The sequence below is a fragment of the Bradyrhizobium canariense genome (assembly GCF_900105125.1).
Classification (GTDB): domain Bacteria; phylum Pseudomonadota; class Alphaproteobacteria; order Rhizobiales; family Xanthobacteraceae; genus Bradyrhizobium; species Bradyrhizobium canariense_A.
This window is the reverse complement of the sequence record NZ_LT629750.1, coordinates 1,729,607-1,747,688: the sequence shown is the minus strand read 5'-3', so window position 1 is coordinate 1,747,688 and position 18,082 is coordinate 1,729,607. Positions and strand designations below refer to the sequence as shown.

General features: G+C 61.1%; 15 protein-coding genes. 6 read left to right on the top strand and 9 right to left on the bottom strand.

What is annotated here, in order from left to right; genetic code table 11:
* Window positions 1–43 precede the first annotated feature (43 nt).
* The 4 genes from fabF to gmk all read left to right on the top strand — a co-directional run bounded on the left by fabF (window position 44) and on the right by gmk (window position 4,358).
* Complete coding sequence (gene fabF, locus BLV09_RS08570) at window positions 44–1,309, top strand: beta-ketoacyl-ACP synthase II (RefSeq protein ID WP_146686973.1); 1,266 nt, start codon at window positions 44–46, stop codon at window positions 1,307–1,309.
* Window positions 1,310–1,439: 130 nt separating this feature from the next.
* Window positions 1,440–2,699: an endolytic transglycosylase MltG gene (gene mltG, locus BLV09_RS08565; RefSeq protein ID WP_146686972.1), complete on the top strand. Its 1,260-nt coding sequence runs from the start codon at window positions 1,440–1,442 to the stop codon at window positions 2,697–2,699.
* Window positions 2,700–2,807: 108 nt separating this feature from the next.
* Window positions 2,808–3,695 (top strand): YicC/YloC family endoribonuclease, encoded by an 888-nt coding sequence (locus BLV09_RS08560; protein ID WP_146686971.1) that lies wholly within the window; start codon window positions 2,808–2,810, stop codon window positions 3,693–3,695.
* 3 nt (window positions 3,696–3,698) lie between these two features.
* Window positions 3,699–4,358 (top strand): guanylate kinase, encoded by a 660-nt coding sequence (gene gmk / locus BLV09_RS08555; protein WP_146686970.1) that lies wholly within the window; start codon window positions 3,699–3,701, stop codon window positions 4,356–4,358.
* Window positions 4,359–4,482: 124 nt separating this feature from the next.
* On the opposite strand, the gene BLV09_RS08550 is transcribed toward gmk, so the two are convergent.
* The 9 genes from BLV09_RS08550 to lptF all read right to left on the bottom strand — a co-directional run bounded on the left by BLV09_RS08550 (window position 4,483) and on the right by lptF (window position 15,721).
* Complete coding sequence (locus tag BLV09_RS08550; RefSeq protein WP_146686969.1) at window positions 4,483–4,779, bottom strand: hypothetical protein; 297 nt, start codon at window positions 4,777–4,779, stop codon at window positions 4,483–4,485.
* Between the two features lie 951 nt (window positions 4,780–5,730).
* Entirely contained in the window at window positions 5,731–6,945 is a 1,215-nt protein-coding gene (locus BLV09_RS08545) for an ABC transporter substrate-binding protein (protein WP_146686968.1), read from the bottom strand.
* 50 nt (window positions 6,946–6,995) lie between these two features.
* The gene (locus BLV09_RS08540) at window positions 6,996–8,054 is read right to left on the bottom strand and encodes an alcohol dehydrogenase (protein ID WP_146686967.1); all 1,059 of its coding nucleotides are present in this window, start codon (window positions 8,052–8,054) and stop codon (window positions 6,996–6,998) included.
* Between the two features lie 11 nt (window positions 8,055–8,065).
* A complete protein-coding gene (gene rsmA / locus BLV09_RS08535; RefSeq protein WP_146686966.1) occupies window positions 8,066–8,932 on the bottom strand; it encodes a 16S rRNA (adenine(1518)-N(6)/adenine(1519)-N(6))-dimethyltransferase RsmA in 867 nt (288 codons plus the stop codon).
* Complete coding sequence (gene pdxA, locus BLV09_RS08530) at window positions 8,929–9,933, bottom strand: 4-hydroxythreonine-4-phosphate dehydrogenase PdxA (RefSeq protein WP_146686965.1); 1,005 nt, start codon at window positions 9,931–9,933, stop codon at window positions 8,929–8,931. The genes rsmA and pdxA overlap by 4 nt, the downstream gene beginning before the upstream one ends.
* Before the next feature lie 3 nt (window positions 9,934–9,936).
* A complete protein-coding gene (locus BLV09_RS08525; RefSeq protein ID WP_146686964.1) occupies window positions 9,937–10,887 on the bottom strand; it encodes a peptidylprolyl isomerase in 951 nt (316 codons plus the stop codon).
* 78 nt (window positions 10,888–10,965) lie between these two features.
* Window positions 10,966–13,461, bottom strand: coding sequence for an LPS-assembly protein LptD (locus BLV09_RS08520; RefSeq protein WP_167558662.1), 2,496 nt, complete (start codon window positions 13,459–13,461; stop codon window positions 10,966–10,968).
* Window positions 13,461–14,558 (bottom strand): LPS export ABC transporter permease LptG, encoded by a 1,098-nt coding sequence (gene lptG / locus BLV09_RS08515; protein WP_100381475.1) that lies wholly within the window; start codon window positions 14,556–14,558, stop codon window positions 13,461–13,463. Before lptG ends, BLV09_RS08520 begins: the two co-directional genes overlap by 1 nt.
* Window positions 14,555–15,721 carry an LPS export ABC transporter permease LptF gene (gene lptF / locus BLV09_RS08510; protein ID WP_100381476.1) on the bottom strand — a complete coding sequence of 389 codons (1,167 nt, stop codon included), beginning with the start codon at window positions 15,719–15,721 and terminating at the stop codon, window positions 14,555–14,557. The genes lptG and lptF overlap by 4 nt, the downstream gene beginning before the upstream one ends.
* Before the next feature lie 335 nt (window positions 15,722–16,056).
* Between lptF and BLV09_RS08505 the strand changes: the two genes are divergently transcribed.
* Both BLV09_RS08505 and BLV09_RS08500 read left to right on the top strand, forming a co-directional pair.
* A complete protein-coding gene (locus BLV09_RS08505; protein WP_146686963.1) occupies window positions 16,057–17,562 on the top strand; it encodes a leucyl aminopeptidase in 1,506 nt (501 codons plus the stop codon).
* Window positions 17,563–17,572: 10 nt separating this feature from the next.
* The gene (locus tag BLV09_RS08500; RefSeq protein WP_146686962.1) at window positions 17,573–18,025 is read left to right on the top strand and encodes a DNA polymerase III subunit chi; all 453 of its coding nucleotides are present in this window, start codon (window positions 17,573–17,575) and stop codon (window positions 18,023–18,025) included.
* The last annotated feature ends 57 nt before the right edge of the window (window positions 18,026–18,082 follow it).

The window sequence follows — 18,082 nt, the reverse complement described above, 5'->3', positions numbered from 1 at the left end:
GCTTCTTGCTGTGGATCGCAAATTCGCGGCTGGAGAGATGGATATGAGGCGGGTCGTCGTCACAGGCCTCGGCATGGTGTCGCCACTCGGCTGTGGCGTCGAAACGAGCTGGAAGCGCATCCTCAACAGCGAGAGCGGCGCCAGAAAGATCGATACGTTCGACGTTTCGGATCTGACCAGCCAGATCGCCTGCGTCGTTCCGCGGGGCGACGGTACCGACGGCACATTCAATCCCGACCAGTGGATGGAGCCAAAGGATCAGCGCAAGGTCGACGATTTCATTATCTTCGCGATGTGCGCGGCGCGCCAGGCGCTTGACGACGCCAACTGGCATCCTTCCACCGAGCAGGAGCGATGCGCCACCGGCACCATGATCGGCTCGGGAATCGGCGGCCTTTCCGGCATCGCCGATACAGCGCTGCTTCTCAAGGAGCGCGGGCCGCGCAAGGTATCGCCGTTTTTCATTCCCGGCCGCCTGATCAATCTTGCGTCCGGCTATGTGTCGATCGAGCACGGACTCAAGGGTCCCAACCACTCCGTCGTGACCGCCTGCTCGACCGGCGCGCATGCGATCGGCGATGCCAGCCGGTTGATCGCGCTCGAAGATGCCGACGTGATGGTGGCAGGCGGAACGGAGTCGCCGATCTGCCGAATCGGAATGGCCGGATTTTGTGCGGCGCGCGCGTTGTCGACGGCTTTCAATGATGCGCCGGAAAAGGCGTCGCGCCCCTATGACAAGGATCGCGACGGGTTTGTGATGGGGGAAGGCGCGGGCGTTGTGGTGCTCGAGGAATACGAGCACGCGAAAAAACGCGGCGCGAAAATCTATGCGGAAGTGACCGGTTACGGCCTATCCGGGGATGCGTATCACATTACATCTCCAACACCTGACGGCGACGGTGCATTCCGCAGCATGAGCGCGGCCATGAAACGTGCGGGCATCACAGCGGCCGATATCGACTATATCAACGCGCATGGAACGTCGACGCAGGTCGGCGATGAAATCGAACTCGGAGCGGTGGAGCGGCTGCTCGGCAACGCCGCTTCCAAGGTGTCGATGTCGTCGACAAAATCGTCGACGGGACACCTCTTGGGCGCTGCCGGGGCAATCGAGGCGATATTCAGCATTCTTGCGATTCGCGATAACATCGCTCCGCCGACCATCAATCTTGATAACCCGTCGGTGGAAACCGCGATTGATCTCGTGCCGCACACGCCGCGCAAACGCGATATCAATGTGGCATTGTCGAATTCGTTCGGTTTCGGGGGCACCAATGCTTCCGTGATCCTGCGGCGCGTGGTCAACTGACGCGGCATGTGAGATTGAGTCCACCGTTTCGCCGCATTCGGTGATAAATCCTAGTTTTGGGCGTAGACTATCGGCTGTTGCGGCAAATTCGCGAAGCCACGATTGAACCGACAGGATTCAGGTTGCATCGATGAGTGAGAGGCCGCCCATTTCGCCACGGAGCCCGCGCGCTGCGTTGGAGCCCGAACAGGTCCCGCCGCCGCCCAAGCGATCCGAGCGTGCCCGCAACCCGCTGGTGGTGATCGGCAACGCCATCATCACCATTCTGCTGGTTTTGATGATTGGCGCCGGCGCCGCATATTACTATGGCGCGCAGAAAATCGGAGCGCCGGGTCCTCTGCAGGAGGACAAGGTCGTCAACGTTCCAGCCCGCGCCGGAATGGCGGATATTGCCGATACGCTACAGCGCGAAGGTGTGATTGATAATAATCGCTGGGCGTTCATAGGTGCCGTGCTGGCGCTAAAGGCGCGCTCCGAATTGAAGCCCGGCGAATATTTGTTCCAGAAGAACGCCAGCCTGCGCGACGTCATCGGCACCATGGTCGATGGCAAGGTGGTTCAGCATTCCGTCACAATTCCCGAAGGCTTGACCTCGGAACAGATCGTGGCTCGCCTTTCGGACAATGATATCTTTTCTGGTTCCGTCAGCGAGATACCGCGCGAGGGTACGCTGCTGCCGGAGACCTACAAATTCCCCCGCGGCACCACGCGAGATCAGGTTGTTGCGCGCATGCAGCAGGCGCAGAGGCGCGTGGTTGCGGAAATCTGGGAACATCGCAACGCCGACATTCCGGTCAAGACGCCGGAGCAGCTCGTGACGCTGGCCTCGATCGTCGAAAAGGAAACCGGCAGGGCAGACGAGCGCAGCCGCGTCGCCGCGGTGTATGTCAATCGGCTGCGGCAAAAGATGAAGCTGCAATCCGATCCGACCATCATCTATGGTCTGGTCGGCGGCAAGGGAACGCTGGGGCGGCCGATCAAGCGCAGCGAAATTACCCAGCCGTCGCCCTACAATACCTATGTGATCGACGGTCTTCCGCCTGGGCCGATTGCCAATCCGGGGCGCGCCTCGCTGGAAGCCGCCGCCAATCCGGCGCGCACCCGTGACCTGTTCTTTGTCGCTGATGGCACCGGCGGCCACGCCTTTACCGAGACCTACGACCAGCATCAGAAGAACGTCGCCAAACTGCGCACGATGGAAAAGCAGATTCAGAACGACACGGTCGAACCCGCGGATGACCCCGCGCCCGCTGCGGCTGCGACGCCGGGCGAAGCGACCTCCGCGACCCCGCCGGCGAAGCCGGTCGCGCCGAAAAAGCCCGCTCGCGGCGCTCCGGCCCGTCAGGGCACCGTGCAACCGACGTCGCAGCCCCCGGCGGATCAGCAATAATGCGCCGCCGGCAATGCGCCGGAACCGATTCCACTTTGCGCGAAAACGTTTTACACTCCCGCCTACACCTGCGAATCTCACGCGGTATCATCCGGAGAAGTTCACGCGATGGCGCTTTCGAGCATGACCGGCTTTGCCCGAAGCCACGGCGCCAGCGGACCCTATGCGTTCGAGTGGGAGTTGAAGTCGGTCAACGCCAAGGGCTTTGACCTGCGGATGCGTTTGCCGCCCGGATGGGATGACCTCGAGGCATCGGCTAAAAAGCGCGCTGGCGAATTGCTGTCGCGAGGCACGGTGTATGCCAATTTGACCGTCAAGCGCGCCAACGCGGCCTCAACGATCCGTATCAATGAAGAGGTGTTGGCGTCGATTGTGCGGGTCGCGGGCGAACTCGCAGGCAGGATCGACGCGGTCGCTCCGAGCATCGACGGGCTGCTGGGCATCAAGGGCGTCATCGAGGTTGTCGAGCCCGAAAGCAGCGAGGTGGAGGACATTGCGGCGAAGGCTGCCGCCGGCATTGCATTCGAGCAGGCGCTCACTGACCTCGTGCAGATGCGCCAGCGCGAAGGCGTGGCGCTGGGGAAAATTCTGTCGCAGCGCATGGACGAGATCGAATGCCTGGCAAAGAAGGCCGAGGCCGCGCCGGGCCGCAAGCCGGACGCGATCAGGGCGCGGCTTGCCGAGCAGGTTGCGGTATTGCTGGAGTCGTCCGATCGCTTCGACGCCGACAGGCTCAATCAGGAGGCGCTTCTGATCGCGACCAAGGCCGACATCCGCGAAGAACTCGATCGTATTGCCTCGCACGTCTCGCAGGCCCGTGAGATGCTCGGCAAGGGCGGACCGGTCGGGCGGCGGCTTGATTTCCTGGCGCAGGAATTCAACCGCGAGGTCAACACCTGCTGCTCGAAGTCGAACGATCTCGAACTGACCAACACCGGCCTTGAGATGAAGAACGTGGTGGAGCAATTCCGCGAACAGGTTCAGAATCTGGAGTGAACCATGACCGTTGGTGGCCACGGCCTGGACGGAGTTGAGCGACGCGGGCTGATGTTCGTGTTGTCATCACCGTCGGGTGCGGGCAAGACCACGCTGTCGCGCCTGCTGATCGAGCGGATGCCCGGTTTGAACATGTCGGTGTCCGCGACTACGCGGCCGATGCGGCCGGGCGAAGTCGATGGCCGGGATTATCATTTCATCGACAAGGCGAAATTCGACCTGATGTCGAAACGAAACGAGTTGCTCGAATCGGCTGTCGTCTTCGACAACCGTTACGGCACGCCGCGGGCGCCGGTCGAGGCGGCGTTGTCGGCCGGACAGGATGTGCTGTTCGACATCGACTGGCAGGGCACGCAGCAATTGCGTGAAAAATCGCGCGACGACGTCGTATCCGTGTTCATCCTGCCGCCGTCTGCCGCGGATCTCGAAAAACGCCTGCATTCCCGTGCCCAGGATTCCGACGAAGTGATCCGGGGGCGAATGAGCCGCGCCAGCCATGAAATGAGCCACTGGGCAGAATACGACTATATCGTCATCAATCACGACATCGATGAAGCATTCGCCGAGGTGCAATCGATTCTGAAGGCCGAGCGGCTCAAGCGCGAACGCCGCACGGGATTGACGACTTTCGTACGCAAGTTGCAGCAGCAACTGGAGCAATAGTTCCGGCGCCCTGGAGTCGCGTTCAGCCCGGCTGAAGTGAGACTCCTCGCGTTATCTTTTGGCTTGGGCGTGGTCTTTTCCGAGCGCGGTCCGCTGGGCCGGAATCACGCTCTAGCTTTGCGCGCTAGCTTTGGGCGCTCTTGGCCAACCGCGCGAGCATTTCTGTGATCTTGTCGTCCGGATCATCCGCGGCGCGCAGCTCGCGCGGCATGCCGATGTTCGGTCTGTGTGCGGCCGAGGCCGGGAGGGGCAGCGGCCTGGCGCGTTCGGTACGCTCCAAACCCCAGACCGGACGGCGATCGCCCTGAATTTCTTCGTAGTCGTCTTCCTGGTCATTCCGGCGCTTACCGCCAAATTTGACGATAACGGCTCCCACAAGGCCGGCGACCGCCAACGCGCCGGTCATGACCATCAACAGCATTGGGACCGAGCCGGACTGTTTTTCGGCTGAGGTGTCCGCAGCAGCGAGTGTGACGGGAGCGGGGGCAGGGGCGGCGGCGGTAATCACGGGTGGTGGCGCAGCCGTCTCACTCGATTGCGCGGCCGTATCCGAATTGGTGTCGTCCGCGGCTGAATCGTCTGACGAATTTGCGCTCAACTGGTCCGGCCAACGCGAAGCAACGGCCGTTTGCGGCATGTTGGTATTCTGGGCGGTCGTCGCATGCTGGCTGTTGTCCGTGTTCGCCGCATTGGCTGCTGCGGCCGATGGGAGCTGTGCCGGGGCGGCGTTTGTGTCGGTCTCGCTGCGTGCTCGCGATGTGGTCAGTTCCGCGCGAGCGTTGGCAACGGAGCCCTGCAGGGCCGCTTCCGCTTTTGGCGGGACAGGTTTTGCGGATGCTTGCGAATTTGGCGCAGCCGTTTGCGCATGTGCATCGCCCTCGTCGCGGAGGTACCAGCAATGGCGCTTGGTCGCACGATCGATACGATAATACCAATGGCTGCCCTGGGGCGTCTGGTCCTTTGGTGCGGCCAGGCAGTCATCTGCTGCCGGTGTGGCTGCTGTTGACGTCGTGTTTGCTGGTGGCGTTGCGCTCTGAGAGAACGCGGTTAGTGGAGCACTTGCGAGGAAGCCCGCGACAGCGGCTGACGCGAATTTCGCGGTTCGATTTAGCATGTGCATCTCCGTGTACGCTACGCTTCACAGCCCAAATCTCGTTAAAAATTTGGGTCGCAATGGGCCGCAATTCCGGAAGGTATAGGGCTTAATTGAGGCTCGACCCTCGGATCGCAAATGTGGCGGGAATTTGGGAAGAGAACTTATTGTTCCCGTCACACGGGCGAGGCCAATTGATGGCCGCGACACGCCCCCCAAAGCGGCTCGGAACGATCATGACGATCCCTGACCGGCCGCGACGCCGATTCCGGGATGACGTTATTTGCTCGCGAGCACATCACTGAAAAGCACGTAGCGTTCGCCATCGAAACGAACCAGCCGCATCTGCTTGATCGGGCGCAGGTCCGTCGGGGTCGTCTGCAGGCGGATACCCGGCAGCAGCAACGGCAATTCCATGTTCAGATGCGAGGCTTGTTTCATGATATTTTCGCGCGTGAGATCGTCGCCGCACTGCTTGAGGATCTGCACCACCGCGGAGCCGATATTGTAACCGTAGGGCGCGTAATAATCGCTCTTGTCGACGTGCGGGTTGTACTTGTCCATCCATACGTTCCAGGCCTGCATCGCCGGATCGTTCTTCCACTGCGGGTCGGCCGGGTCTTTTTGATAGGCCGCGGAGATGATCCCTTTTGCGGCTTCAAATCCTGCGGGCCTGATCGCGCCTGCAATCGACGAACCGATGCTGACGACGAATTCCTGCGGATGCCAGTCAATGTCGTAAGCCTTGCGAATGGCCTGCGCTGCGAATTTAGGGACCGAGGCAATCAGGAATACGTTGGCGCCCGACGTCTTCAGCGAAACCACCTGAGAATCGACGGTCGGATCGCTTGTGTTGTAGGTCTGCGCTGACACGATCATCGTCGACGCCTTGTCCCCGAGACCGCGCTTGAAGCCCAGAAGATAATCGCGGCCGAGATCGTCATTCTGCGACAGGATGCCGATCCTGGCGTCAGGCTTCGCCGAAAGGATATACTTGGCGTAAATCTCGCCTTCCGACGCGTAATGCGGGGTCCAGCTCATCGTCCACGGATAATGCTCGGGATCATTGAAGACCGTTGCTCCCGAACCGATGAAGAGATGAGGGACTTTCTTCTGATTGATATATTTGAGCACGGCCATGTTGGTGGCCGTGCCGACAGGGTTCACCAGAAAAAGCACCTCGTCGCTTTCGATGAGCCGTCTAATCTGTTCCACGGTCTTGGGTGGGCTATAGGCGTCATCGAGGCTGATGAAATTGATCTTGCGGCCGTTCACGCCGCCCTGATCGTTGATCATCGCGAAATAAGCGGTCGTCGAGATCGCGCCCGCCGCGTAGGCCGATGCCGGGCCGCTAAAGGGCGTCGTGGTCCCGATCTTGATTTCCGTGTCGGTGACGCCGGGTCCGTATTGCTTCTGCGCCAAAGCCGGCGCTGCGGCAAAGGCCAGCGCGAGCGCGGCCAATGCTCCCAGTGCCGAACGTTTCCTCCGCGTCATTCCTGTCCTCCCCTTTTTTGAACGGGTGAGGCCGGCGAGACATTCTTTTGTTAGTTTTTCAGCACAATACGTCCCACGACTTTTCCGGCCCGCAAGGCGTCGATCCATTTCTGGACGTCGGCCATCGGTTCTTCTTTCATCGGCGTCGGCTTGATCTTGCCGGTGCGCGCGAGTGCCATCAACTCATGCGCTTCGGCGAGCGTTCCCACCATGAAGCCCTCGATGGTCATGCGCTTGTAGATCCATTGCACCATCGGCAGGCTGAAATTGCCGCCCATCAGTCCGGAGACGACGATCTTGCCGCCTCGCGCGACCACCGAGACGGCAAACGCCATCGATTTTTCGTTGCCGGCAAAATCGACGATCTCGTCGAAGCCGCCCTCGGTCTCCTTGATGATGCGCCTGACCACTTCGGGCTCGGAGGGATCAAAGGCAACCGCCGCGCCGTTTTGCAGCGCGCTCTCGCGTGCCGCGGCGCTCAAATCCGCGACGGCAATTTTCTGCTTGAACATCGCTTGCGCAAAAGAAAGCCCCATCATGCCGACGCCGCCAAGGCCGATCAGCAAAAGATTGCGTTGCCGGGGCCGGTCGACGAGGCGCTTCAGAGCGCCATAGGCCGTCACGCCGGAGCACATCAGGGTAGCTGCCTGATTGACCGGCAGCGGATCGTAATCGAGCAGGTATTTTGCATCGGGCACCAGCACATGGCTGGCGAAACCACCGTCGATGGCAACGCCCAGGAACCGCTGCTTGACGCAAAGGTTCTCATCGCCGTTGAGGCAGTCGCGGCACTGGCCGCAGCCGATCCAGGGGAATACCGCCTTTTTGGCGCCGATCAGATCCTTCGGGACGTCGGAACCGACTTCCTCGACGATCCCCGCGATCTCGTGCCCCAGTGTAAAGGGCAGAGTCATGCCACGCGTTGTATCAAGCTTCTTGCCGCCGCCGAGATCGGCATAGCCATCCTGGATATGCAGGTCGGAATGGCACAGCCCACAGCGCTCGATCCGCACCAGGACTTCGCGGCCCTGCGGCTTTGGCGTTTCGACGATGGTTTCGCACAGGGGCGCATCGAACTTGACGAGTGATTGGCGAAGCATTTGCGCCATGAACTTTCTCCTTAGACGGTATTGAATTTTTCTTTTCGTATATTGGTCAATTCACGGGCCATGGCAACAAAGCCGCTGACCGGAACGGTTTCGGCGCGCCGCGTCAGGTCGATATCCGCCGCGGCTCCGAGCCGGGCCGGCTCCACAGGTAACGATTTGAGGCTTTGCCGCAGCATCTTGCGGCGCTGTCCGAATGCCGCCGCCGACACCATCTCCAGGGCTTTGAGGTCGCATGGGTCGGGCTCGCGGCGGGGTACCAGACGCACCACCGACGAGGTTACCTGGGGCTGCGGAACGAATGCCGCGGGAGAAATATCGAACAGGATCTTGGTCTCGGCGCGCCAGTTCGCCAGCACGCCCAGCCGTCCATAGGCTTCGGCATTTTCGTGGGCCACGATGCGTTCGGCCACCTCGCGCTGGAACATCAGCACCAACATGTCGTACCAGGGCGGCCACGGCTCGATCGACAGCCAGTCGATCAGAAGCGCGGTCGCGATATTGTAAGGCAGGTTGGCGACGATTTTGGCCTTGGTCGTACCGAGCAGCGGCCTGGGATCGAATTGCTGGGCATCGGCGCAAATGATCTCGAGCCGTCCGGGATACCGGTTCGAAATCTCTTCGAGGGGGGCGAGGGCGCGCTGGTCGCGTTCCACGGCTATGACGCGCCGGGCGCCCAACGCCAACAGTGCGCGCGTCAGTCCGCCGGGGCCTGGGCCGATCTCGATAATGGTGGCGTCTTCGAGAGGGCCCGCCGCGCGTGCGATCCGCGCCGTGAGGTTGAGGTCCAGCAGAAAATTCTGCCCAAGCGATTTGCGCGCCGACAAAGCGTGCCGGCGGATGACCTCGCGAAGCGGCGGAAGGTCATCGATCGCGTTCATGCCGGCGTCGCTGCCGCCATGCGCGCGGCGAGCTGCAATGCTGCGATCAGGCTCGACGGATTGGCCCGACCGGTGCCGGCAATATCGAAGGCGGTGCCGTGATCCGGCGACGTGCGAACGAACGGCAAGCCCAGCGTGACGTTGACAGCGTCATCGAACGCCAGCGTCTTGATCGGGATCAGCGCCTGATCGTGGTACATACAGATGGCGCAGTCATAGGTTTTCCGTGCGGCGTCGTGAAACATGGTGTCTGCCGGCAGCGGGCCCCTGATTTCAATGCCCTCGGCGCGCAGGGTTTCGACGGCGGGCGTCACGATCCGCTGCTCCTCGGTACCGAGCGAGCCGTCCTCACCCGCATGGGGATTGAGCCCCGACAATGCGATGCGCGGATTGGCGAGCCCGAAGCGGGCCTTCATGGCGGCCGCTACGATCCGGACCGTCGTGACGATCAAATCGCTTGAGAGCTGCGTGATCGCATCACGCAGCGGAAGATGGATCGTCACCGGCACCACAGCGAGAGCAGGGGACCACAACATCATGACGGGCTGCGGCGCACGCCCGCCGGTCGCGGCGAGTTCTGCGAGGAATTCGGTATGGCCGGGATGCTGAAATCCGGCACGATAGAGAACGCTTTTGGCGATCGGATTGGTGACAACCGCGCTGGCTCGTCCGGCAATGACATCGCCGACGGCCTGACGAATGGAGACGATGGCTGCTTCCGCGCTGGTGCCGTCCGGTTGCCCGGGCTGCGCGGTCGCCGCAGAACCGGTTGCCACGACCGGCAATGCGTCCGCGAATGCACCAAATGCATCCTCGGCGCGAACCTCGGCAAGCCTGACATCCAACCCGAGCGTTTTCGCGCGGTCACGGAGCAAGCCGCAGTCGCCGAGCAGGTAGAAGGGCGGTAGCCTCAGCTCACTCCGGCGTAGCCACGCCTTGATGGTGATATCGGGTCCGATACCGGCGGGTTCGCCCAGTGTCAGCGCGAGGGGTTTTGCCATGCATCAACGATATTCGATCATCGCGGCTTTGCGGATTTGCTGCAAATAGGCTTTCGACTTCGCTTCAAATTTCTCGGCGAACATCTTGTCGCGGATTTGCTTTTTCAGCGGAGTGTCGACCGTGGTCGGCTTTCTGCCGCAGAGCGCGACCATTTCCACACCCTGTTTTGTTACCTCTGGCGCGGTCAGATGACCGATCGGGGTTTTGTCGAGCCCTTCACGAATGACAGGCGGCATGTCGGCTGAGGTTTTGGTCACGGCGTCGCGGATTGCGGCATTTGGCATGGATTTGAACAGCGTATTCGCTTCATCACAGCTCTGAATCCGCTCGCGCAAGGCGTCGGCTTCCTTGCGCCTCGCTTCGATGACGGCCGGCGGAGATCCGCGCGGGACGATCAAAACGATCGGCTGCATCTTGTATTCGAAGCTTTCGCTCTCCGCCTTCTCGTCCGGTGCGTCGCCCTGCGTCCGGGCCGCGGCGGCGACCTCTTTCTCACCGACCTGGAGGCTTTCCTTGTAGCGCCCGCGGACCAGGCTGGTCCAAACCATGTCGGCCTTGATGCGCTCCTTCAGCGTCTCGGGGCGAATGCCCTGGCCTTCGAGCGTTTTGGCGAGCTGGTCAGGTGTCAAGCGCATCCGCGAACTCATCTCGCCGAACGCAGCGTCGATATCGGAAGAGCTTGGGTCGACGCTAAATTGCTTGGCTTCCCTGATCTTCACTTTCTGATCAATCAGCTCGTCGATCACTTCCTGCCGGGTCGGCTGTTTGTGCGTCGAGATATAGTCCAGTTTCGAGCGCTGCTCGATGTCGTAATTGGTGATGGGTTCGCCGTTGACCATGACGGCGACGCTTTGGGCGTATGACGGCGTTCCGCAAGCCATCAAGACCAGGGCCATCGCACAACCCGGGATGAAACGTGGAAAGCGCTGGAGCAATGTGGTCGTCGTGATCATCGTCGCTATGTCAATCGATTCGAATGGGGTTCGGGGAACGCCGGCAATTTGCCGGCCGCCCATGTACCGAAGCCGGTTCTACTGAATCTGCCCGCCGCCCGCCGACGTGGAGGTTTGAGCGATGGTCCGTAAACCGAGTTGCAGCATGAAGGTGTGGTTGAGCGTTGGCGGGGTATTGCCGGCAGCGTAGGAGTAGGACGTGACGTAATTCACTCCCAGCACAAAGCAGTCGTCCACATAGCCCGCGCCGATCACGTATTGATTGATCTGGTTCGCGACAAGATCCCATCGGGCCGCTCCGGTCACCACCCAGTTGGCCGCCACCTTGACCGTACCACTGGCGAGAACGCCTTCGCGGCGGGTCAGATATCCGATCTCCGGCTCAGCGGCATAGTCGCCATAGAGCAGACTGACCGACCAGCGGTCGAAGTTGGCTTTGCCCTCAGCCTCGAAACGGTTGACCTCTCCGGTGGCCTCGTCGAACCGCGCACGCGTCGTAAACGTGTAAGTCCTGTTGGGTGAATAGGCGAGGCTCGCGACATAATCCGATGCCGGCTTGTCCAGACCGGAGTCTATGCCGGTATTGGTAGCATCGGCCACAGCGAACGAATTCAAGCCGAACAACTGGTAGGATTGTCCGAACACCGCAACGACGGAGCCGCCACGGTCGAATTGCGTGGTTATTTGCGCGCCGACGTTGGCGCGGCCGCCGCCTTCAACGCGGTCATAGCCGGAGAACTTGTCGACACTGAACAGGTTGCTGGTGTCAAAGGTCATGCTCTGCGCGTCTTCGTTGGGAAGCTGACCCGCGTAGGGCTCATTGGGACGAATAATGACCTGCGCAATCGGTTCGATCGTCGTGGAACCCCATGGCTGGACGTTGATGAAGGGGTAGCGATATTCGAGGCCGATCGTCGGCATCACGCGCAACGCTTGGTTCTCACCGGTCGGGAGGAAGTTCGAAACGCCCGGCTGGTTGGTCACCGAATCATCGATGGCATCGGCTCGGAGGCTCGCAAACGGCGTCCAGATCTCGCCCCAGGAATCGGTAAACGAGCGGCGCCAATCCACTTCACCCGTCAATCGCGCATAGGTACCAGGCATGCCTCGAAGCAGGCAATTTGCCCTGTTGATGGTGGCGGCCGGATCGGCTGATGTCGGTAGGCAAGACCCGTTGGCCAAAGCGGATGCATTCGTCGGATCGAATGCCGCGGTTTCACGCGTCAGGTTGGTGAAGTTCGTCTTGTAGCTGACCTCTCCGCCGAGCACCGAGTGGTTGATCACGTTCGAATAATCGATAACCGGCGCCACGACCGGCACCTGGCTCTGATTACCCGAAAAGCTGAGATAATAGATCGTGCGCGCATCGAAATAGCTGCGATTGCCGACGCCGGTCAGGTAAAGCTGCGAGACGGCATCGGTCGGCAGGTTCAGGAATGAGCCCAGCGGATCCTTGTACTGGGCCAGCCGGTAGTCGGACATGAAGTAATAGTCGGAGAGCAGGACGCCGTCCCAGCCCCAGACCCACTTGTCGTTGAGCGCAAACTGGCCCTTGGTTTCGACGCCGCCGCGGAACTGGCGGTCGCCGGGCTGGCCTACGAAGGCGTTCGGATCGGTCTGGTCGATGCCATAGGCGCGGATCTGATACGAGCCGTTCATCAGGCGCTGACGGAATTCGGCCTGCAACAACACGCCCTGGTTGGTCGTAAAGCGCGGACTGAAGGTCGCGTCATAGTCCGGAGCAATCGCCCAGTAGAACGGAACTTCGACGCCATATCCAAAGGCCGTGTACGAAGTGAAGGCCGGCATCAGGAAGCCGGTCTTGCGTTTCACGGTCGGATCGGGCGTTGAAAAATACGGCATATACGCCATCGGAACGCCGAAGAACTCCAGCTGGGCGTTCTCGAAGTAGAGCATCTTCTCATTCTGATCGTGAATGATGCGCGCGCCCTTGACCTGCCACAGAGGCGGCTTCTTCGGATCATCTTTGCAAGGTTCGCAGGCCGTATAGACGCCGTTCTGGAAGACCGTGTAGTTGCCGCTGCTGCGGTCGGCGCGCGTCGCGGCCATTCGCGTGTGGTCGGCCGTATCGGCCCGCAACGAATCGACGAAACCATCGCGGTAGTCGTCGCTCAGATCCATAATATTGGCGTAGGTGATTTTGCCGTCCGCATCGGTCATGCGGACATTGCCTTCGGCGTGAAGCCGCTTGGTCTTCTGGTCGTAGATGACCTTGTCGGCCTCGACGCTTGTCCCGTTGTAGAACATCTGCACATTGCCGACCGCCGACACGCGCGAGTTGTTGTAGTCGTAGTCCACCTCGACCGCCTGGACCAGCATCTGCCCGTCGCTCGGAGGGCGCGGCGGTTTCGGCCGTGGCGGAACTGGATTGTAGCTGTATTGCGCGGAAGCAGGCGTAATCAAGGCAACGCCGAACGCGTTGGCAATGATCAACCCGACAACGAGAGCAAGAATGTGCCTGCTGATGACGGCCAAGCGGCTGCGATGGCGGCGCACCGGGGTGCGCCGCCCGAACACAGGCGACCTTCTCTGGCGGGCGGCGACGCTGGCCACTACCCGTCCTCCTGATACAGCAAGGCCAAAAAGCCGGTGAGGCCGCCCACGCAGACGGGCAACCACGCCGCAGCGATCGGATGCATCAACTCAGCCTTGCTCAAATCCTCGGTTACTTTCGAGAGAACGTAGAGCAGAAAGCCCGCGCCCACGCCACTCAAAACCATCTTTTGCACGCCGCCGAAACGGAAGAAGCGCAAGCTCACGGAGGCGGCCAACATCACCATTGCAGCCAGCAAAAAAGGCTGTGCGATGAGCTTGTGGTACTGCAACCGGTAGCCGGCCGTCGCAAATCCGGAGCTCTCGGAAGACCGGATATAGCCCGGGAGTTGCCAAAAAGACACAGTCTCCGGCGTGGAGAAGCTGTTGCGGACCTGGGCCGGGGTCAGGCTGGTCGGCAGGACGTAGCTGTCCTGGTCGATCGGAGGGGCGTTGAGTGAATATCGCCGCACGGATTTGAACAGCCAGTGCCCTTCCTCGAGCGTCGCTTCGCGCGCTTCGATTCGCTCCTTGAACTGGTTGTTGGTGTCGAATGTGAACACGGTCAGCCCGGTCAGCCGCACACCCTGCTGCTCGCTGCGGGCGGCGTTGATAATGGCCTGGCCATCATTGTTCACCTGATTGATCCAGAAGCCGGCGGCGTCCTGGATGCCGGCTCCGGGCGTCGAGCCGAACAGCTCGGCCTCCATCTGCTTGGAGATTTCGCGCAACTCGGCAGACATCGGGTTGTAGGCCGTGGTTGCCAGGACTCCGAGTAGGATCGCGCTTGCCAGCGCCGGCGCGATGAATTGCCAGGCGGAAACGCCGGCGGCGCGCGCCACCACAAGCTCCAGGCGTCGCGAAAGCGCCAGATAGCATGTCATCGCCCCGATCAGGACGCAGAATGGCATCAGCTTTTCGAGCAATTGCGGCACGCGAAACAACGATGTTTCCGCGACTGTGACCGCGGATGCCGAAACCAGGCCTGATGTCTTCCTGACCATTTCGATGTAATCGACCAGCACCAGAAGCACGAAGATGCTGGCAAACACGCCGAGCGCCGAGATCACGAAACGGCCGGCAAAATAGCGGCCGAGGGTGTTGGTCATCATGCTCATGCGGTGGCCGGTCGTCCAAAAAGCCGAAGCAGGCGCGCGTTGGATTTGTTGATCGCCTCCAGCAGCGCGGCGGGAGGTTCGATGACAAGGCCCGCGATAATGATCCACACGCCGACACCGATTCCCGCCACCAGCATAAGGTATTGAACGAGCACGGCCAGCGGCGTTTTCACGGCCATGACGGAGCAGGCGAATCCCACCATGCGCAGACCGAACACGGCAAGGATAGAACCGCCGATGGAGAAGTTGCGGCTCTGGCGTGTGGTGCGCGGCGTACCGAGAAAAGCGAAAGTCAGGGCTGCAAACGCAAAGGGATAAATCGGTGCCATGAAGCGATCATGCAGCTCGGCGCGAAACTGTCCGGGGATCTGCGTATAGATCGGATCGTCTTCCTTCGGATCGAGCAACTCCCAGAGATAGCGTTCGCGAATGCCGAGCGTGACGTCGTGGCCTTGAGAGAATTTCGACATGTCAAAGGCGTAGCGGGCGAACGCCACCAGTGCCGGATCACGCTTGTCGACCTCGAAGCGTTCGAGATTTCCATCCTCTAGAATCAGAAACGAGCCGCCCTCGTTCTTCATGACCGTTCCATGATCGGCGACGATGGTGACTCGCTCCTTCGGATCGCGACGGTCGTCGACGAAGATGCCGGCGAGCAGACCACCTGGCTTTCGCTCCCGGATACGGATGGTCAGGTTCTGGTCGAGCTGGGCGAATCGGCCCGGCTGCAGGATGTTGGTGAGGACATCAGCGGTGATGTCGGCGTCCCATTGCTTGATTCGGCGCATGCCATCGGGGGCGAGATAGGCGGCGATAAAAGCAACCATGACCGCCACCACGCAGGTCGCGTAGACGAACGGACGGAACAGCCGGAACGGCGAAAAGCCCGCCGCATTCATCACGATGATTTCGGAGTCGGTCGCCAGCTTGTTAAGGGTGTGGGAAATCGAGATCATCAGCGCGATCGGGGCGATGATCAGGACCAGCGCCGGAATCACAAGACTCGTGATGCCGAGAAAGGTCAGAATGGTCTGGCCCTGGCTGGTCATCAGGTCGATACCGCGCAGGGCCTGGGTGATCCAGATTACCCCGGTCAGGCTGATCAGAACCACCGCAAACGACGCAAGCGTCGTGCGGAAAATATACTTGTCGATCGACCCCATCGTTACCGCACGATCCCGCCTTGCGTGCTGGAATTATAGCTGGCGACCAATCCTGAAGTCAGGATCCCCTTGGTCGCCGGCATCTTCCAGCCGGCCCACATCTCTCATTAGCATCCCTTTGATCTGTCAACAAAATGGCTGAGCCATGGCACCCCTAGGATATGGTTAATAATTCATGTTATGTGGCCCTGCGGCCACGGCGGCGCTTGGCAGTGCAGCAGCTCGCAGGCCATAGTGCCCTGGAACGTGCTCTTGACGGATGTACCGCACAGCCAAAGAGAACATCGATCGGGTCCCTGACCCGGTTACAGCCCTGATTTTTGGAGGATTCGCCCATGTCCGACGCCGTCAAGGTCGGCTTCGTTCCGTTTTCCGCTGCTTCGCGTGGCATTCTCGTCGTGTTCTGCGACGACACGTTGAAATTCGGCGCCGCAGCCCGCAAGGCGCTGGGCTCGGCCGCAGATCTGGTCGGGCGCGCCGCCGCCACCAACCAGTTCAAGGGAAAGAGTGGATCCGCGCTCGATATTCTGGCGCCCGAGGGCCTGAAAGCCGCGCGCCTGATCGTGATCGGCATCGGCAAGCTATCGGCGATCAAGGACAATGATTTTCTCAAGCTGGGCGGGGCGATCGCGGGGAAATTGCGCGCCGGCGGCGATGCCGTGACGATTGTCGCGGATCTGCCCGATGGCGCCATGAAGCCCGGGCAGGCGGCCGCGATCGCCGCAGGCCTGCGGCTGCGCGCCTACAAGTTCGACCGCTACAAGACCAAAAAGAAGGACGGCGAGGACGCTGCATTGCGCGCTGACATCTCGGTGGCCGTTGATGATGTCGCAGCCGCGCGCAAGGCCTTCGCTCCCGATGCGCACATTGTCGACGGCGTGATCATCGCGCGCGAACTCGTCAACGAACCGCCGAATGTGCTCTATCCCGTGGAGTTCGCGCGTCGCGCGGCTCAGCTGCGCAAACTCGGCGTCGATGTCGAGGTGCTTGATGTCAAGGCCATGACGAAACTCGGAATGGGCGCGTTGCTCGGCGTCGCCCAGGGCTCGACGCAACCCGGCCGGACCGTGATCATGCGCTGGAACGGCGGCAAGCGTGGCGAACAGCCGGTGGCTTTTGTCGGCAAGGGCGTCTGTTTCGATACCGGCGGCATATCGATCAAACCCGCGGGCAGCATGGAAGACATGAAGGGCGACATGGGCGGCGCCGCCTGCGTCGTGGGGCTGATGCATGCGCTCGCCGCGCGCAAGGCGAAGGTCAATGCGGTCGGCGCCATCGGCCTTGTCGAGAACATGCCTGACGGCAACGCGCAGCGTCCGGGCGACATCGTGACCTCGATGTCCGGCCAGACCATCGAGATCATCAACACCGATGCCGAGGGCCGGCTCGTATTGGCAGACCTGCTCTGGTATGTGGCAAAGAAGTTCAAGCCGAAATTCATGGTCGATCTGGCAACCCTGACCGGCGCGATCCTTGTGGCGCTCGGCACCGAATACGCCGGATTGTTCTCCAACAACGACGAATTGGCCGAACGGCTGATGCAGGTCGGAATGGCGACGGGGGAAAGGGTCTGGCGCATGCCGCTCGGTCCGGAATACGACAAGCAGATCGATTCACAATTCGCCGATGTGAAGAACACCGGCGGCAGCCGGAACGGCGGCTCGATCACCGCCGCGCAGTTTCTGCAGCGTTTCGTCGATGACACCCCCTGGGCGCATCTCGACATCGCGGGAACCGCAATGGGCGCGCCGAAAACGGAAATCAATCACAGCTGGGGTTCGGGTTACGGCGTTCGCCTGCTCGAGCGGCTGGTCGCGGAGTATTACGAAGCCAAAAAATAGCTAAAATCCGATGACGGAAGTTCTATTCTACCATCTGCAGGACATGACGCTCGAGAACGTCTTGCCGCCTCTGCTCGAAAAATCGCTGGAGCGCGGCTGGCGGGTGGTGGTGCAGTCGACATCGGAGGAGCGCGCCGACGCGCTCGACGCTCATTTGTGGACCTATCGTGACGATTCGTTTTTGCCGCACGCCACTTGGCGTGTGGGCGATGCGTCGGATCAGCCGATCGTGCTGATCGCGGAGGGAGGCAATCCGAACCGCGCCAATGTCAGGTTCCTGGTCGACAACGCGGCTTTGCCTGCCGATTCGGACGCCTACGAGCGGCTGGTGCTGGTCTTTAACGGCGACGACAGCGATGCGCTGGCGGCGGCGCGCAGCGCCTGGACCGATTGCAAAACGCGAGGCTTTGAAGTCACATACTGGCAGGCCGACGAGCGGGGCCGCTGGCAGCGGCGGCAATAGCGATCCGCGCCAGTTAATGATAATCTGTGGTTTCCGGGGGCGGCGGGTGGCCGCAGC

Excerpts from the sequence above, each read along its gene's own strand:
- fabF (WP_146686973.1), top strand. The coding sequence starts at position 44 with ATGAGGCGGGTCGTCGTCACAGGCCTCGGCATGGTGTCGCCACTCGGC.
- mltG (WP_146686972.1), top strand. The coding sequence starts at position 1,440 with ATGAGTGAGAGGCCGCCCATTTCGCCACGGAGCCCGCGCGCTGCGTTG.
- BLV09_RS08560 (WP_146686971.1), top strand. The coding sequence starts at position 2,808 with ATGGCGCTTTCGAGCATGACCGGCTTTGCCCGAAGCCACGGCGCCAGC.
- gmk (WP_146686970.1), top strand. The coding sequence starts at position 3,699 with ATGACCGTTGGTGGCCACGGCCTGGACGGAGTTGAGCGACGCGGGCTG.
- BLV09_RS08550 (WP_146686969.1), bottom strand. The coding sequence starts at position 4,779 with ATGCTGTTGATGGTCATGACCGGCGCGTTGGCGGTCGCCGGCCTTGTG.
- BLV09_RS08545 (WP_146686968.1), bottom strand. The coding sequence starts at position 6,945 with ATGACGCGGAGGAAACGTTCGGCACTGGGAGCATTGGCCGCGCTCGCG.
- BLV09_RS08540 (WP_146686967.1), bottom strand. The coding sequence starts at position 8,054 with ATGGCGCAAATGCTTCGCCAATCACTCGTCAAGTTCGATGCGCCCCTG.
- rsmA (WP_146686966.1), bottom strand. The coding sequence starts at position 8,932 with ATGAACGCGATCGATGACCTTCCGCCGCTTCGCGAGGTCATCCGCCGG.
- pdxA (WP_146686965.1), bottom strand. The coding sequence starts at position 9,933 with ATGGCAAAACCCCTCGCGCTGACACTGGGCGAACCCGCCGGTATCGGA.
- BLV09_RS08525 (WP_146686964.1), bottom strand. The coding sequence starts at position 10,887 with ATGATCACGACGACCACATTGCTCCAGCGCTTTCCACGTTTCATCCCG.
- lptG (WP_100381475.1), bottom strand. The coding sequence starts at position 14,558 with ATGAGCATGATGACCAACACCCTCGGCCGCTATTTTGCCGGCCGTTTC.
- lptF (WP_100381476.1), bottom strand. The coding sequence starts at position 15,721 with ATGGGGTCGATCGACAAGTATATTTTCCGCACGACGCTTGCGTCGTTT.
- BLV09_RS08505 (WP_146686963.1), top strand. The coding sequence starts at position 16,057 with ATGTCCGACGCCGTCAAGGTCGGCTTCGTTCCGTTTTCCGCTGCTTCG.
- BLV09_RS08500 (WP_146686962.1), top strand. The coding sequence starts at position 17,573 with ATGACGGAAGTTCTATTCTACCATCTGCAGGACATGACGCTCGAGAAC.